Source organism: Rhizobium sp. R693 (assembly GCF_002211315.1).
GTDB lineage: Bacteria > Pseudomonadota > Alphaproteobacteria > Rhizobiales > Rhizobiaceae > Rhizobium.
In genome coordinates, this window is record NZ_LOKY01000015.1 from 1 (window position 1) to 14,543 (window position 14,543).

General features: G+C 59.2%; 11 protein-coding genes. 3 read left to right on the forward strand and 8 right to left on the reverse strand.

Features of this window, described 5'->3' with window-relative positions; genetic code table 11:
* Positions 1-236: 236 nt before the first annotated feature.
* From ATY79_RS15350 to ATY79_RS15360, 3 genes are all read right to left on the reverse strand, one after another.
* Positions 237-482, reverse strand: a complete 246-nt coding sequence (locus ATY79_RS15350; RefSeq protein ID WP_088704252.1) for a hypothetical protein — start codon at positions 480-482, stop codon at positions 237-239.
* Between the two features lie 120 nt (positions 483-602).
* Positions 603-2,261, reverse strand: coding sequence for a methyl-accepting chemotaxis protein (locus ATY79_RS15355; RefSeq protein WP_088704253.1), 1,659 nt, complete (start codon positions 2,259-2,261; stop codon positions 603-605).
* A gap of 582 nt (positions 2,262-2,843) precedes the next feature.
* Complete coding sequence (locus ATY79_RS15360; RefSeq protein WP_088704254.1) at positions 2,844-3,566, reverse strand: LuxR C-terminal-related transcriptional regulator; 723 nt, start codon at positions 3,564-3,566, stop codon at positions 2,844-2,846.
* 445 nt (positions 3,567-4,011) lie between these two features.
* Here ATY79_RS15360 and ATY79_RS15365 point away from each other — a divergent pair, with 445 nt between their 5' ends.
* The 3 genes from ATY79_RS15365 to ATY79_RS15375 all read left to right on the forward strand — a co-directional run bounded on the left by ATY79_RS15365 (position 4,012) and on the right by ATY79_RS15375 (position 7,290).
* The gene (locus tag ATY79_RS15365) at positions 4,012-5,031 is read left to right on the forward strand and encodes an AraC family transcriptional regulator (RefSeq protein ID WP_088704255.1); all 1,020 of its coding nucleotides are present in this window, start codon (positions 4,012-4,014) and stop codon (positions 5,029-5,031) included.
* A gap of 118 nt (positions 5,032-5,149) precedes the next feature.
* Positions 5,150-6,136, forward strand: a complete 987-nt coding sequence (locus tag ATY79_RS15370) for a helix-turn-helix transcriptional regulator (RefSeq protein WP_088704256.1) — start codon at positions 5,150-5,152, stop codon at positions 6,134-6,136.
* A 242-nt stretch (positions 6,137-6,378) separates the two neighbouring features.
* Positions 6,379-7,290 (forward strand): alpha/beta hydrolase, encoded by a 912-nt coding sequence (locus ATY79_RS15375; protein ID WP_088704257.1) that lies wholly within the window; start codon positions 6,379-6,381, stop codon positions 7,288-7,290.
* A gap of 2 nt (positions 7,291-7,292) precedes the next feature.
* Here the strand turns inward: ATY79_RS15375 and ATY79_RS15380 are convergent, their stop codons facing one another.
* The 5 genes from ATY79_RS15380 to ATY79_RS15400 form a co-directional block, all read right to left on the reverse strand.
* A complete protein-coding gene (locus tag ATY79_RS15380; RefSeq protein WP_088704319.1) occupies positions 7,293-9,296 on the reverse strand; it encodes a CocE/NonD family hydrolase in 2,004 nt (667 codons plus the stop codon).
* Between the two features lie 51 nt (positions 9,297-9,347).
* Complete coding sequence (locus tag ATY79_RS15385) at positions 9,348-10,979, reverse strand: ABC transporter ATP-binding protein (protein ID WP_088704258.1); 1,632 nt, start codon at positions 10,977-10,979, stop codon at positions 9,348-9,350.
* Positions 10,972-11,799: an ABC transporter permease gene (locus ATY79_RS15390; protein ID WP_088704259.1), complete on the reverse strand. Its 828-nt coding sequence runs from the start codon at positions 11,797-11,799 to the stop codon at positions 10,972-10,974. The genes ATY79_RS15385 and ATY79_RS15390 overlap by 8 nt, the downstream gene beginning before the upstream one ends.
* Positions 11,796-12,803, reverse strand: a complete 1,008-nt coding sequence (locus tag ATY79_RS15395) for an ABC transporter permease (protein WP_088704260.1) — start codon at positions 12,801-12,803, stop codon at positions 11,796-11,798. Before ATY79_RS15395 ends, ATY79_RS15390 begins: the two co-directional genes overlap by 4 nt.
* 96 nt (positions 12,804-12,899) lie before the next feature.
* The gene (locus tag ATY79_RS15400; protein ID WP_088704261.1) at positions 12,900-14,489 is read right to left on the reverse strand and encodes an ABC transporter substrate-binding protein; all 1,590 of its coding nucleotides are present in this window, start codon (positions 14,487-14,489) and stop codon (positions 12,900-12,902) included.
* Positions 14,490-14,543 lie beyond the last annotated feature (54 nt).

Consider the following 14,543-nt stretch of genomic DNA (forward strand, 5'->3'; position numbering starts at 1 on the left):
GCCCGCCTCGTGCTCCTTCAGGATGCCAATGATCTGTTCGTCTGTGAAACGGTTGCGCTTCATTCTCTGGTCCTCTCAATGGGCCAGAGCTTACTTCAAAATGGATTATTTCAACGGGGCAAGGTCATCACGCTTGCCGTCCAAGGTTGCTGGCCCGTGCATCGAAGTTCAATGCTTTTGGCGACGGCACGTTCCACGATGCGCGAATTTCTGCGCCTACTGTATATCTTTTGCGCTTATCGGACATCGCTTCGATCCTGCCTGACCCCCGATACCGGTTGGCGCATGGTCGCAGCCTCCAACTGCAGACGAGCGGGCAGGCGGAATTTCTTCAACTCCTCCAGAATGGCCGTCAGTCGGGTAAAGACGAGCTGGATCTCGCTGCGGGCATCTTCCATCTTTCGCAACGAAATGGCCCCATCGCTACCAAGCCGTGGAGCTTCGGAAGCCTGATTGAGAGGAAAAGCGACAATATTGCTCATTGAAATTCCCATATCTAATGCGCGAACACTATTCGAGCGCAAGCACACTTCTCTCAAGGCGACGGAGAGCGCGGCTCTCCAGCGCTTGTGTTCAAGCCAAAAAAGCCGGTGAAAATGACGTCAGAACGCTTCCCAGCCGTCGCTGGCGACGGCTGCATTTCCATGAGCAGGGTAGGCTGTGGCGATCTTGGCCCTAAGTTCGCGTGCGGGTGAATTGGACGAACGCGCCATCGCAGCGCCCTGGCGTTGCAACGCATGCGACGCGGAGCCTTTGCCGATATTGAATTCGCTAAGCATTGCCGCGATGCGGCTGACCTCCTGGACCAGCCTATGGCTTGCGGCAGTCGATTCCTCGACCATGGCGGCATTCTGCTGCGTCCCCTGATCCATGGTATTGACGGCAGTATTGATTTCCTGAAGCGCCGTTGCCTGCTCGCGGGCCGCCTCGACGATGGCACCGATATGCCGGTCGATCTCCTTGACTTCCTCGACGATCACCGTGAGCGCGTGACCGGTCGCGCCAACCAACGCGACGCCGGACTTGACCTGTTCGCCTGAGTTGTTGATCAGCTCCTTGATTTCTTTCGCTGCCTTGGCGGAGCGCTGTGCGAGTTCGCGCACTTCCTGGGCGACAACGGCGAAACCTTTGCCGGCTTCGCCTGCGCGTGCGGCCTCAACCCCGGCATTGAGAGCCAAAAGATTGGTCTGGAATGCGATTTCGTCGATCACGCCGATGATGTTCGAGATCTCGCGTGACGAGGTATCGATGGCGCCCATCGCGCCAACCGCCTGCCGGACGATTTCGCCGGATTTCTCCGCTCCCAGGCGGGCCTTGGCAACGAGTTGGCCTGCTTCTTCCGCACGGCGGCTCGAATCCTTGACGGTCGTGGTAATTTCCTCGAGAGCTGCTGCTGTTTCTTCGATTGACGCTGCTTGTTGTTCAGTGCGTTTGGAAAGATCGTCGGACGCAGAGCGGATCTCTTGCGATCCTGCATGAATTTGCGAAGCAGCATCACTGATCCGGTCGATTGTGCCGGCGAGCTGCTCCAGCGCGGAATTGAAGTCGTTACGCAGCGCGTCGTAGGCCTCCGGCAGGTCGGCAGCAATTCGGTAGCTTATATCTTTGCTGGCGATCGCGGCCATGGCTTTGCCGAAACTGTCCGAGACAAGCCGTCGCTCGGTATCGATGGCTTCAGCCTGCGCCTTCTGCTTTGCGATCTCTGCCTCGTCAATGTAGACGGAAATGGCGAGGTCCATGTCGAGCAAAACAGCCTTCACGAGGCTCGCGAGCGCCTTGCCGAAATCGGCAGGTTTCATCGACTTCTTTGAGAAGATTTTGCCTTTGGGGAACATTTCCTCGATCGCACTGCGGATCAGGTGATCGAGGATAATGGCATAGCCGCCAATATACCATTGAGGTTCAAGGCCGATCCGGGCGTGAACCGTGCCGATCGTCCGCACCTTTCCGACATAGTCTTCGTTGAAGTTGCCGTCGGAAATATTCTCCCAATGGCCCATCTGCGCACCCTTGGCCCGGGAAATGTGCTCGTCGGAAGAGAAGAAGCGTTTCACCTCGGGGCTCTTGCGAAGCTGGGTGTAGAACTTGTCGAGCCCGTGCGGCAGCTCGCGTTCGATCAGGCTTTTCAAGGACCGGATGCTGGCGCGGCCTTCACCATCGAGTTGCATGAACTCCAGACGGCGCTCGATATTCTGGTTTTTCGCCGGTGCCGCGGCCAACCCGTGGTTATGACCAGCATGTGCATGAAAATGGTTCGGCATTATACCCTCTGAGAAGCAAGGTTTCAAAATGATGATGTGCGCAATTACGCTCCGAGACCCGCCTTCATGGCGCTAAAAAAGGTACAGACCGAACCTCATCGGACAACGCCCAATTCGGGGTTGTATGGTTTATGAGAGGTAAATGCTTCAATGGCGGACGGGTTATGCTGCGCCTTATGGATATCCACTGCGCGATCCGTACATTTGGACTGCGGTCAACGGCCGAGCCCCCGGGGCACGAACGACGTCTGTAGCGATACCGGGGCGGTATTGACTGTTCGCATTGGCTGGTTGATGCGGAAGCTGGGAGGACTGAGGTCCTTGAGCGGCATCAGACCTATCGCCCCCAAGACGAGCTACATCCCGGCGCTCGCGAGGCGGTATCGCCACCTTCGTCCACTTGACGGAAAGCATATCGGAAGCCGGGAGGCGTGTTGCCGTCGGGAGACCCGAAGGCTGCATATAGACGTTGAGGCGGCCGGGCCGCGAAACGGTAACCAGCGAACAGCCAAGCTTGCGGTACGTCGTCTCCGCAGCGCACGGGCCGGGGCCTTCGTCGCCGACGAAGCCGGCTTCAGCGCTTCAGTCGATTAGGCGCCTTCTGATCGCCTCGGCGACCGCCTGCAGGCGGTTGGATGCTCCAAGTTTCCGGGTTGCCGATTTGAGGTAGCTATTGATTGTTTCCAATGCGTAGTCGGATGCATTGGAAATCTCTTCACTCGTCAAACCCCGGCCGGCCATTTCCAGGCAAAGAAGTTCACCCTTGGTGAGGCGAAGCTGGTCGGTAGCAAATCTGTCCATGATGGGTTTGGTGATGGCAGTATGCAGCGGTTCGGCCATCAAAGACAGAAACTCGCATTCGCCTTGTGTGAATGGCCGTGCGTTTGTGAAGCAAACGGCGCCATAAACGGTGTCTTTCCGGGACAATGGAAACAAGATCCTGTTTCGAACACCGTGGGCGCGAGAAAGATAAAGCAATCTTTGCGGCGGCGAGATCAGATCGAAAGCCTCTTCCTCCGTGTAGGTCGTCTTCCTGGTCTTGCCCACAGCGACCAATGGGTCTTGCGGAGACATCTTTTCAGCAAAATAGGCTTCCATGTAATGCGGAGGCATATCGGTGTCGATCGACTGGCTGCTGCCGAATTCGTATCCTTCCAGATCCAAACCGCCGATGGTCAGGTACTCGAATGAAACAGCCTTCCGCAGTCTGTCGACGAGCGCGTTGTCGCGCAGCCGCCGGACCGTTGGAACCGAAGACAGGTCAGCGAAGCTTGTGATGTCACCTGCGCGGTTATTGAAGGCCATCGTGATTCCTTTGAAAACCAAGTGGCTCACGATTTTGGGGAGGAACAGTTAAGAGAGCACTATCGTCACAAGCAAGAAGTCATGCCTGAAGCTGCTTGCCCGCGACAGTACCACTGGCGGGTGGCAACGTGATCTTTCGCTTTGAACGGCGCAACAAGCGCAATAGCCCACAAGACCTTACGTGCGACGAAACTTGCCGAATGCATGTCCGAAGGACCCGCGGATTTGCAGTCGCAGCGTGTCAATAACCCGCTGCACCTGGTCGGCGCTCTGGTTGATTAAATTTAATCATACTTATCGCCATTTTTTACCAATCATTAATCGGTGTGCCCCAATTTTTGGATCGTCGAAGAGGCCGGTCGACACCGGCTCTAACCGGATGACAGCCTTAATGTGATCTGAGGTACGTGCCTGATCACGAGATCGGGTGTTTTTGAGGTCACGAATGTCCATGAATGCCCGTACGCGCTCCTGCGGTGGCCCAAGCCAAAATCAAGCAATCCAAACCGTGTCAATTCGCGAAACGACGCATAGTGGAACAGATCCGGACGAGCTGTCACAGGCATTGTCGACGCCGGAGTCACCGCTCAAGGTTAGCGCGCAATGCAATGCACCCACCGCATTCCGCTGTAATTTCATATCGGCGGGACAGATTGCTTTGGCAGACTGCGCCTACGAAGGAACATTTCTTCTGAAGCGCGAGGCGCCGACTGAAAAAGTGCTTGTCTTTCTGCCGTTGCAAGGAAGCGCCTCCTTCGACGGCGGGCGGGAGGAGATACACTCAGCTCCGGGTCGCGCCGCAATTTTCGAGGCATGCCATAACGCTGGTGCACGCCTGATGGGGCCCCGCCGTCATCTCGGTCTGTTTATTGATCAGGCGATGATTACGAACCACCTGACCCAAATGCTTGAGCGCACGGTCGACGGCGATCTCAACATTCATCCTCACATCGACCTGACGGCAGGTGCGGGGCTTGCCTTGATGCAGCTTGTGCAGAACCTTCACCGTGGCCTGAGCGACAGCGGCCCCCTGCAGCGGTCGCCACTGGCTTTCAGCTCTCTTTGCGACGCTGCTATCTACCTCCTTTTGGAAAACTGTCCCAATCGATATTCAAATGAGCTCGAACAGAGTGCTCCGGCACCGGCCCCGCGGCATGTAAAACGGGCGGTCGACTTCATGCAGGAGCATATGGCGGAACCGATTTCGCTCGTCGACATTGCGATTGCAGCCAAGGTGAGCGTTCGAACCCTGCAACAGGGCTTTAAGCAATTCAGAAACACGAGCCCGATGTCATACTTACATGAAATTCGGCTGGCTGCCGCCCATCGCGATTTGCTCGAGGCTGGTCCGAGACCGGTCGTCGCCGACGTTGCTCTCAAATGGGGATTTGCCCATTCCGGTCGATTTGCAGCCGAATACAAGAAGCGTTTCGGTCAACTGCCGTCGCAGACCCTGAAGCGCTGAGGTTTACAGATCATGCCGATGCGGCACGAAGTTTGTTCCACTTTGCGTTGGTATCTGAGTGCGGAAAGACACGGGTTTCACGTGTTCAGTTGTCACGTGTTCGATTTGGTGTGTTTGCATGCCAGATGATGTCCTACACGATTTCTCGCCGCGCTATCAGGGTTCATCTTTCGAACAGATGGTCGAAACCTTCAAAGGGAGTTTCGGTCCTTTTGCTGCATCGCCTGCTGGATCGGCCCGAAACTTCCACTGGAAAACTGACTTCTGTTCCGATGGTACAGCGACGATGATTACCTCCCATTTTTCATCCGAGTGGTCGGCGAGTGCGGAGCCTGAGACGCCGCAATGGCTGTCGGTCATGTTCCCTCGCAGCGGCGCCATCAATATCGCTCTCGGCCGAGAGATTGTTGAGGGCACACCCGGAAAGCTCCTTCTGGCCGCAAATCATGAGGCAGAGCGCTTTTTTGTAAGGGGGGAACCCCATCTGTCAGATGTGCTTCGCCTGAACTGGACAATGATTATGCGGAAATTTGCCGCCATATTGGACACGCCATTGGTGGGCGCCCTGGAGCTTTCGCCTGTTGTTGATCTTGCCACTCCATCCGGCCAGCTGATCGGGCGCCTGGCCCAGACGATCATTGTCGGCATGCGTGACGATGGGCCACTATTGCGTTCACCGATCGCCATGGCGCATCTTACTGATGCGTTTGCGGACCTGATGCTACGATCGATCCCGCATCGCTTCTCCCATTTCCTGGACAAGAAAGCAGGTTTGATCGCGCCATGGCATGTGCGCCAAGCAATCGAGTATATGCAGGTAAACATTGCCCTGCCGTTTTCCATGCAAACGGTTGCGGAGGAGATTGGTGTTTCCGTTCGTGCTCTTGAAACGGGCTTTCGGGCCTTCCGAGCAACCACGCCGGCAGCTTTTCTACGAACCATGCGCTTACGAGCGGCTCGAGAAGATCTGCTCGACGCGTCAAACCGGCAATCGGTACGAGACATATGCCTGAAGTGGGGCTTCTTTCATTTCGGCCGTTTCTCTGCGCTTTACAAAGCCGCCTATGGAGAAGCCCCATCCAAAACTAGAAAACGGGCCCCGTGACGTCATTTGACGCATCGTCGGTCGGCGAGGCGGCGTTCGCGCCGGCAAACGTGGCCTGTCCATCGACGAGACGGAAAATGCGCTCGTCGTATGAAGCGCAAGCATCTTGGCCGCATTCATGCGCCCCTTGGCGACATCAATGGGTCGCAGCCAGACAGGTCGGTTCCATCACGAGGGCGTATGATCGGAAGCTGAGCTGGCCCGGAACATGATCCGCTTGTCCCAAATCGCGAAAGGACCCTATGTCCGCCCGATCGCCTGTCCCCAACGAAGAGGGCATTCTACAGTTTCTCGCGATCTGCGATGCCTTCTATCCGCCAGACGCCGTTGAAGCATCGATTGAACAGCAGCGGGATTGGTACAACGCCCTTTGCGCAAGGTTTGATCGCCCGCTGCCCGTCGAGATGACCTTTGCCGACGGCATGCTCCAGCGTATACCGATCCGGCGCTACCGTCCGCGAAATATCACTACGCGGACCATTCTGCTCTATCTGCATGGTGGCGGCTTTGTTGTCGGCTCACTTGATAGCCACCACGCCATCTGTGCGGAGATTGCTGATTTTGCCGGTGCGGAACTCATTTCCGTCGATTACCGGCTGGCCCCAGAATATCGCTGGCCGGCTCAGACCGATGACGGCTTTGCCGTCTTAAAACATCTGCTTTGCGCCAACAAAAGAGTTGTGGTGATCGGCGACAGTGCCGGCGGCAATCTTGCGGCAGGCCTTGCATTGCGTGCACGCGACGCGAGCCTGCTTGGCATCGTCGGCCAGGTCCTGATCTACCCGGCGCTCGGCGGAGACCTTGCCGCGGGCTCCTATGTCGAAATGGCAACCGCGCCCGGCCTGGCGACGGCGGATGTCGCTTATTACCGCGAGATGCTTAAGGCACCGGCGGGCAATGAGATCGCCGAGCCGCTAAAGGCATCTTCCGTTACCGGACTGCCACCTGCCTTCATCACGGTCGCGCATTTCGATCCACTGAGAGACGACGGCCGGCAATATGCCGCCCGGCTGACCGCCGAAGGCATCGACGTCCGGTTCAGGGAAGAACCGCAGATGGTGCACGCCTGGTTGCGGGCCCGTCACATGAGCGATGGCGCCCGAGAAGGCTTTTATGCCATCTGTGCGGCCATCAAACACTTCGCGGCGGCCTGAGATCACATCAGGTCGCGCCCGATCCGCTTTTGCGCAAAGATCTTTTCGAATATCTGCATGTCATTTTCAAAAGCAGTGACGACAGCGCTGACGATCCAATCGCTCCCTGTGCATGCGATCCGCGCGGTTGCGATCGTCCGCACGACCCAATCGGGGCGGCGCATGTCGCAGGTCCAGGTCGACGTGCCGGTCATCGACAGCGGATCATCCGGTGCAATCGACCAGACTTCTTCCCGCAATTGTCGGGTCGACAGGCCGGTCTGCGGATGCTCGTAAAGTCCGGTATCCTCATGGATGTGATACTCCGTCCGGTTGGCCGATAGGTCGCGGATGACCTGCCGCTTCGTTGTGGCGGCCGCATGCTCGATATATTTCGGCAGCGGATCGGAATTGGCCGGTTCCTTGATTTCGATCCTCCTAAACTCACCGAGCAACGGCAGCGCCAGGCCAAGCGATGCGAGATCGATCTCGACCCCTTCGTCTTCCGGCGGCGGCAGGATCATCGGCCAATATGCGGTGGAAAGCGAAAGACGGATACGATGACCCTTGCGGAAGCGATAACCGCAGGCATCAAGCACGAGCCGGACCGACACCTTCTCGCCTGGAGCCAGCGGTTTTGGATCGGCATTGCCATCGCGGTGGGTCAGATTGACGACGCCGAAGGCGACACGCGTTGCCGTGCCGTCCGGATGGACGTCGATGAGCCGGGCGCAGAGATTGCCACCTGTCGAGTGCGAGCGCAGCGCCACCGTAAGCACGGGGCGGCCGAGGTAATCGCAATCCCCGGCAAGTGGTATTGTCTCGAAGATCAGCGAGCCGGCATCGTCGGCTCGTTGATCGATCGCCATTTCGGCGTCTGGCTTCAGCGTGAAATATTCGCCGGATGCCGTCCCGGTGTCGAGCGGAGAGCGCAGATAGACCATGTGATCGGGTGCATGCGGAATCGGCATGCCCTGCGTCAAACGGCCGAATTGCTCGACATAGAAGCATTCCATCTGCGGCGGCGACCAGACGTCCTTGGCGATCCAGAAGCCTGGATCGCTGTCGCGCCGCGTGGCAGGCCGGACCGCATCGAGAATATAGGCGCGGGTCTGCGGCAACGCGTCGATCCCATTATCCTCGCCGCGCAGCCATTTGTTCCACCAGGCGATGGCTTCGCCATGGAAATCCGCGCGGGGCTTCGGCCAGGCGAAGTGCGGATATTTGTGGACCCATGGGCCGATCAGCGCCTTCGCCTTGCTGCCCAGGCCCTCGAGCGCCATTAAAGGCGTATTGCGGTAGCCGTCGGCCCAGCCGGCGATCACGAGTGTGGGGATCTCCACGCTCGAAAAATCCTCGCAAATTGAGCCGTGGCGCCAGAAATCGTCGCGCCGCTGGTGTGCCAGCCACGCCTCCATCAGGAAGGGTTCGCCCGCCAGGCGTTCCAGCCACATCTCCTTCCAGCGCTCGCCGACAAGCGCGGGGTCCGGTGGACGCGATTGATAGCCGAGCATGGTCGCCGCCCATGAAAGCTGTGCGCAAAGATGGCAGCCGTTCTTGTAGTGGATGTCGTCGTTGTAGCGGTCGACGGTCGAGGCGATCGATATGACGGCTTTGAGCGCCGGAGGGCGCAACGCTGCGACCTGAAGGCTGTTGAAGCCACCCCAGGAGATGCCCATCATGCCGACTGCGCCGTTCGACCATGGCTGTGCGGCGATCCAGGCGATCAGCTCACAGGCATTGGCAAGCTCTATCGTCGTATATTCGCCATCGATGACGCCATCGGATTCTCCAGATCCGCGGATATCGACGCGCACGCCAGCAATGCCTGCCGCCGCAAATACCGGATAGGTCGACTCGTCCCTGAGACTGGTCCCGTCCCGCTTGCGATAGGGCAGGAATTCGAAGACGGCGGGAACGGGATCTTCCTGCGCACCGTCCGGCATCCAGATACGCGCGGCAAGCCGCGTTCCATCCTTCAGGATAATCCATTCATTCTCGATGGTGGTGAAACCGCGCGAAGTCATGCTCATTCCCTTGATGCCCATTTCATGAGACGAGGTTTCCGTCTCGTCCAGTCAGTGTCCGGCGCTTTCCATGCGTCGCGTCGCAAGCACCCGTTCCAGCCAGCCGATCTCCATTTCCGGCACGGATTTCAAGAGCAGATCCGTGTAGTCGTCAAAGGGCGGCGACAGCGCCGTCGATTTCGGGCCAAACCGCACCAGCTTGCCGCGATGCATGACCGCCACGCTGTCGGCGATCGCCCGGACGATCGCGATGTCGTGGGTGATGAAGACGTAGGAGAGCTGCTCTTCCTTCTGCAGGCGTAACAGCAGCTTGAGGATGCCCTCTGCTACCAGAGGATCGAGTGCCGAGGTCGGCTCGTCGCAAAGGATGAGTTCGGGTCTGGCGGCAAGCGCTCTTGCGATCGCGACACGCTGCTTCTGGCCGCCGGACAGTTCTGCCGGGTAGCGGTCGATGAAACCCTTGCCCATTTCGATGTGGTCGAGCAGCTCCTTTACCCGGGCGGTTTTCTCGGCGCCTCTCAGGCCATAATAGAAGGCCAGCGGGCGGCCGATGATGTCGCGGACCGTCTGGCGCGGGTTCATAGCCGTATCCGCCATCTGATAGATCAACTGGATGCGTCTGAGGTCGTCGTTCGGCCGGTTCTTGAGACGGGGCGCAAGCGGCTTTCCGTCAAAGACGATGCGTCCGCTGCTTGGCGACAGAAGGCCGGTGATCACGCGCGCCAGGGTCGATTTGCCAGAACCGGATTCGCCGACGACGGCAAGCGTCTGCCCTTTCGGCACATGCAGCGAAACATCGTGGAGGACCTTGAAACCGTTTGAATATTCGGCGCTGACATTCTCTATCTTGAGAAGTCCGACGGACTGATCGGCGGCCTCCTCGCGGTAGGCCTGCCTGACGTTGACGAGGGCACGGGTATAGTCCTGTTGCGGTGCCTCGATGATCTGGTGGACGCTGCCATATTCCACCTGCCTGCCATGGCGCAGGACCATGATGTCATCCGAGATCTGGGCGACGACGGCAAGATCGTGGGTGATATAGAGGGCGGCCGTGTGCGTCTCCTCGATGGCATGCTTGATCGCCGCCAGGACGTCGATCTGCGTGGTGACGTCAAGAGCCGTGGTCGGCTCGTCGAAGACGATGAGTTCGGGGTTGGAACAGAGTGCCATCGCCGTCATCGCGCGCTGCAGCTGGCCGCCGGAGACCTGATGGGCAAAGCGCTCGCCGAAAGTCTCCGGATTGGGCAGACCCAAGACGCCGAACAGATAAAGCGCGCGCTTGCGCGCTTCCTCCCTGGTCATCAGACCATGCGTGATCGAAGCTTCGATCACCTGATCACCGAGCCTGTGCGCCGGATTGAAGGCGGCAGCCGCCGATTGCGCGACGTAGCAGATTCGCGCACCGCGAATTTTTCGGATGCCGCTCTTGCCGAGCGCCAGGATATCGGCGCCGTCGAGCCGCACCTCGCCGCCGGTAATTTCTGCACCACCCCGGCCGTAGGCGAGCGTGGAGAGACCGATCGTCGACTTGCCGGCGCCCGATTCCCCGATCAGGCCGAGAACCTTGCCCTTGTGAAGGTCGAAGGAAACCCCGTCGACGATCGTCACCCGCTTGGGCGGTTCACCCGGTGGATAGCTGGTCGCCTCGATCTTCAGATCGCGAACGGAAAGAAGCTCAGGCATCGCCGCGCCCTCCCTTGAGGCTGGATGTGCGTTTCAGGAGCCAGTCGACAACCAGGTTGACGCAGACAGCCAGCACGGCGATCGCGGTGCCCGGCACCAGTGCGGCGGAAATGCCGAAGATGATGCCGTCCTTATTGTCCTTGACCATGCCGCCCCAATCGGCCGCAGGCGGTTGAATGCCGAGGCCGAGGAAGGAAAGCGTCGACAGGAACAGGATCGAGAAGGCAAAACGCAGGCCGAATTCGGCAAGCAGCGGCGACAGCGTATTCGGCAGGATTTCGCGGAAGATGATCCAGAGCTTGCCTTCTCCGCGCAGTTTGGCCGCCTCGACGAATTCCATCACCGCGACATCGAGCGCCACGGCACGGCCGAGACGGTAGACGCGGGTGGAATCGAGGATCGCCATGACGAGGATCAGGACGATGATGTTCTGTGGCAGGACGGCCAGAACCACGAGCGCGAAAATCAGCGTCGGGATCGACATCATCAGATCGTTGAAGCGTGAGAAGATCGTGTCGATAAGACCACGCGAAACCGCGGCGGTGAAGCTCAAGATGACGCCGAGCGAAAAGGAGATGATGGTGGCGGCGGACGCGACGAGCAGCGTCGTGCGCGCTCCATAAATGAGGCGCGAAAGGATGTCGCGGCCGAGATTGTCGAGGCCGAAGAGATAGTGATCATCGGGCAGTTGCCAGACGTCGCCGACGACCTGGGTCTCGCCATAGGGGGCGATCCAGGGCGCGAAGGCCGCAAAGGTGAAGGCGATCGCGATACCGCTTATGCCGATCCAGGCGGCGATGGGGATGTCTCTCAATCTCATCTCGGATGCCTCAGCCGGGGGTTGGCGATGATCGCGAGAATATCGGCCGTCATGTTAAGGAAGATGTAGACGGCCGCAAAAATGAGACCGCAGGCCTGCACGACAGGCATGTCGCGCACGCTGACCGCATCGACCATGTATTGCCCCATGCCGGGATAGACGAACACGACTTCGACAACGACGACGCCGACCACGAGATAGGCAAGGTTCAATGCGACGACGTTGATGATCGGCGCGAGCGCATTGGGAGCGGCATGCTTGACGATCGAGCGGAAGGCGCCGAGACCTTTCAGCTCTGCGGTCTCCATATAGGCCGACGACATGACGGAGAGGATCGCCGCCCGCGTCATGCGCATCATATGCGCGAGCACGACGAGCACGAGGGTCGCCGTCGGCAGCGCTATCGCCTTCAATCGCTCGATCAAGCTCATGCTGTCGTAAACGGTCGCCGGAAAGGTGGCCATGCCGAACTTCACGGCGAAGAAGAGGATCAGCAGGTAGCCGATGAAGAATTCCGGCAGGGAGATCGCCGCAAGCGAGATCACGTTGATGATCTTGTCCGGCAGGCGGTTGCGAAAGTGCACCGACAGCATGCCGAGGCCGACGGCGAGAGGCACGGAAATGACTGCTGCGAACCCTGCCAGGAAGAGCGAATTGCCGAGGCGCTTGCCGATCTGCTCGCTCACCGAATTCTTGCTGGCCCAGGACGTGCCGAAGTCACCCTGGACTGCGTTGCCGAGCCACTCGACGTAGCGTGTGGTTACTGGGCGGTCCAGCCCTAGGTCCTGGCGGATATTGGCAACGGCCTGGGGCGTTGCCGACTGGCCGAGATAGGTGGTTGCAAAATCGCCGGGCAGCGCTTCCAGCCCACCGAAGATCAGGATGGAAACGGCAAAAAGCAGGATGATGCTAAGCACGAAGCGCTCGAGGATGAGGGCAAGCAGCGGAAAGCGTTGCCGGAAACCGAGGCCGGGCAGGATATTGCTTGGGGCGGAATTGGTCATGGCGAAGACCTCGCGCTAAAAACGTCGGGAGGACCGCGGGTTTCATCCCACGGTCCCGGCTTCGTTGGAGATCAAAGGGGCGCATGCCCCTTGCCATCAGGCATCCAGCCAGACGCGGGTCGCGACGTAGCCGTTCGACATGTCGTTGCCGATATCGTGAACATAACCTTTCACCTGCTTGGTGGAGGCATTCACGAAGTCGTTGAACATCGGCAGGATCAGCCCGCCTTCGTCGCGAACCATCATTGCCATGGTGCGGTACATGTCCTTGCGCTTTGCTTCATCAAGTTCGGAGCGGGCCTGCAGCAAGAGCTTGTCGAAGTCAGGACGCTTGAAACGGGTGTCGTTCCAGTCCGCCGTCGAAAGATAGGCGGTCGAATACATCTGGTCCTGCGTCGGCCGCCCACCCCAGTAGGAGGTCGAGAAGGGCTGGACGTTCCACACGTTGGTCCAGTAGCCGTCACCCGGCTCGCGCTTGACCTCGATCTCGATCCCGGCCTTCTTGCAGCTTTCCTGATAGAGGACGGCCGCATCGACAGCGCCGGGAAAGGCGACTTCGGAGGTGCGCAGGAGGACCGAGCCGCTATGGCCTGACTTCTTGTAGTGGAAGGCGGCCTTGTCGGGGTCGTAGGCGCGCTGCTCGATGCCCTCGGGGAACAGGGCATAGGTGTTGTTAATCGGGAAGTCGTTGCCGACCTTGCCGTAGCCGCCGAGGATCTTTTGCACCATGGTCTCGCGGTCCATGGCGTATTTGAGTGCGAGGCGCAGATCGTTATTGTCGAACGGCGCCTTGTCGCAATGCATGATGAAGACATAATGGCCGCGGCCAGCGGTCGAGAGTATCTCGACGTTGGGCGCGCGCTTCAGCAGATTGACGGTCTTCGGGTCGACGCGGTTGATATAATGCACCTGGCCGGACGACAGTGCCGCGATGCGGGCGGTGGCGTCGTTCATGCCGATGATCTCGATCGAATCGACATAGCCGCGGTCGGTGCGCCAGTCGTCCTGGTTTTTCTCGAAGGTGGCACGGACGCCGGGCTCGAAGCTCGTCAGCTTGTAGGGACCGGTGCCGATCGAGGCCAGCGGATCGTCGACGCCGCCATTCGGCTGGATGACCAGGTGGTAGTCGGACAATAGCAGTGGCATGTCGGCGTTGCCTTCGCTGAGCGTCAGGACGAGATTGCCGCCATCGGCCTTGACCTCCTTGATCGAGCCGAGGACACCGAGTGCGCCGGATTCCGACTTCGCATCGGTATGGCGCTTCAGCGTCGCAACGACGTCGTCGATCGTCAGTTCCTTGCCATTGTGGAATTTGACGCCCTTGCGGATCTTGAAGGTCCAGGTCACTGCGTCCTTCGACGGCTCCCAGGATTCGGCGAGCGCGGGCACGGCTGCGCCAGTCAGCGGATCGGATTCGACGAGCATGTCGCCCCAGCAGCGGCCGACGCAGAACATGAACTGCGACAGGAATTTCGCCGGATCCTTGGAATCGGTCGCGGCGCCGCCTTCAAGGCCGAGCTTCAGGTGGCCGCCACGCTTGGGTTCGGCAGCCTTGGCACTTTCGGCGAAAAGTTTGTCGGCAAAAGCGAGTGTGATGCCCGCTGCCATGGCGCGTCCCATGAATTCGCGGCGGCTGAGCCCGCCGGCGGTGACACGGCTTGCAAGATATCTCGTGTAGTCGTTCATTCCCCAGTTCCTTCTTTATGGTGCGTTGACAGAACTTCCGGGCAGATCCGCAGG

Coding starts and splice junctions, on each gene's coding strand:
- ATY79_RS15395 (WP_088704260.1), bottom strand. CDS start 12,803: ATGACCAATTCCGCCCCAAGCAATATCCTGCCCGGCCTCGGTTTCCGG.
- ATY79_RS15355 (WP_088704253.1), bottom strand. CDS start 2,261: ATGCCGAACCATTTTCATGCACATGCTGGTCATAACCACGGGTTGGCC.
- ATY79_RS15365 (WP_088704255.1), top strand. CDS start 4,012: ATGTCCATGAATGCCCGTACGCGCTCCTGCGGTGGCCCAAGCCAAAAT.
- ATY79_RS15400 (WP_088704261.1), bottom strand. CDS start 14,489: ATGAACGACTACACGAGATATCTTGCAAGCCGTGTCACCGCCGGCGGG.
- ATY79_RS15350 (WP_088704252.1), bottom strand. CDS start 482: ATGAGCAATATTGTCGCTTTTCCTCTCAATCAGGCTTCCGAAGCTCCA.
- ATY79_RS15385 (WP_088704258.1), bottom strand. CDS start 10,979: ATGCCTGAGCTTCTTTCCGTTCGCGATCTGAAGATCGAGGCGACCAGC.
- ATY79_RS15390 (WP_088704259.1), bottom strand. CDS start 11,799: ATGAGATTGAGAGACATCCCCATCGCCGCCTGGATCGGCATAAGCGGT.
- ATY79_RS15375 (WP_088704257.1), top strand. CDS start 6,379: ATGTCCGCCCGATCGCCTGTCCCCAACGAAGAGGGCATTCTACAGTTT.
- ATY79_RS15370 (WP_088704256.1), top strand. CDS start 5,150: ATGCCAGATGATGTCCTACACGATTTCTCGCCGCGCTATCAGGGTTCA.
- ATY79_RS15360 (WP_088704254.1), bottom strand. CDS start 3,566: ATGGCCTTCAATAACCGCGCAGGTGACATCACAAGCTTCGCTGACCTG.
- ATY79_RS15380 (WP_088704319.1), bottom strand. CDS start 9,296: ATGACTTCGCGCGGTTTCACCACCATCGAGAATGAATGGATTATCCTG.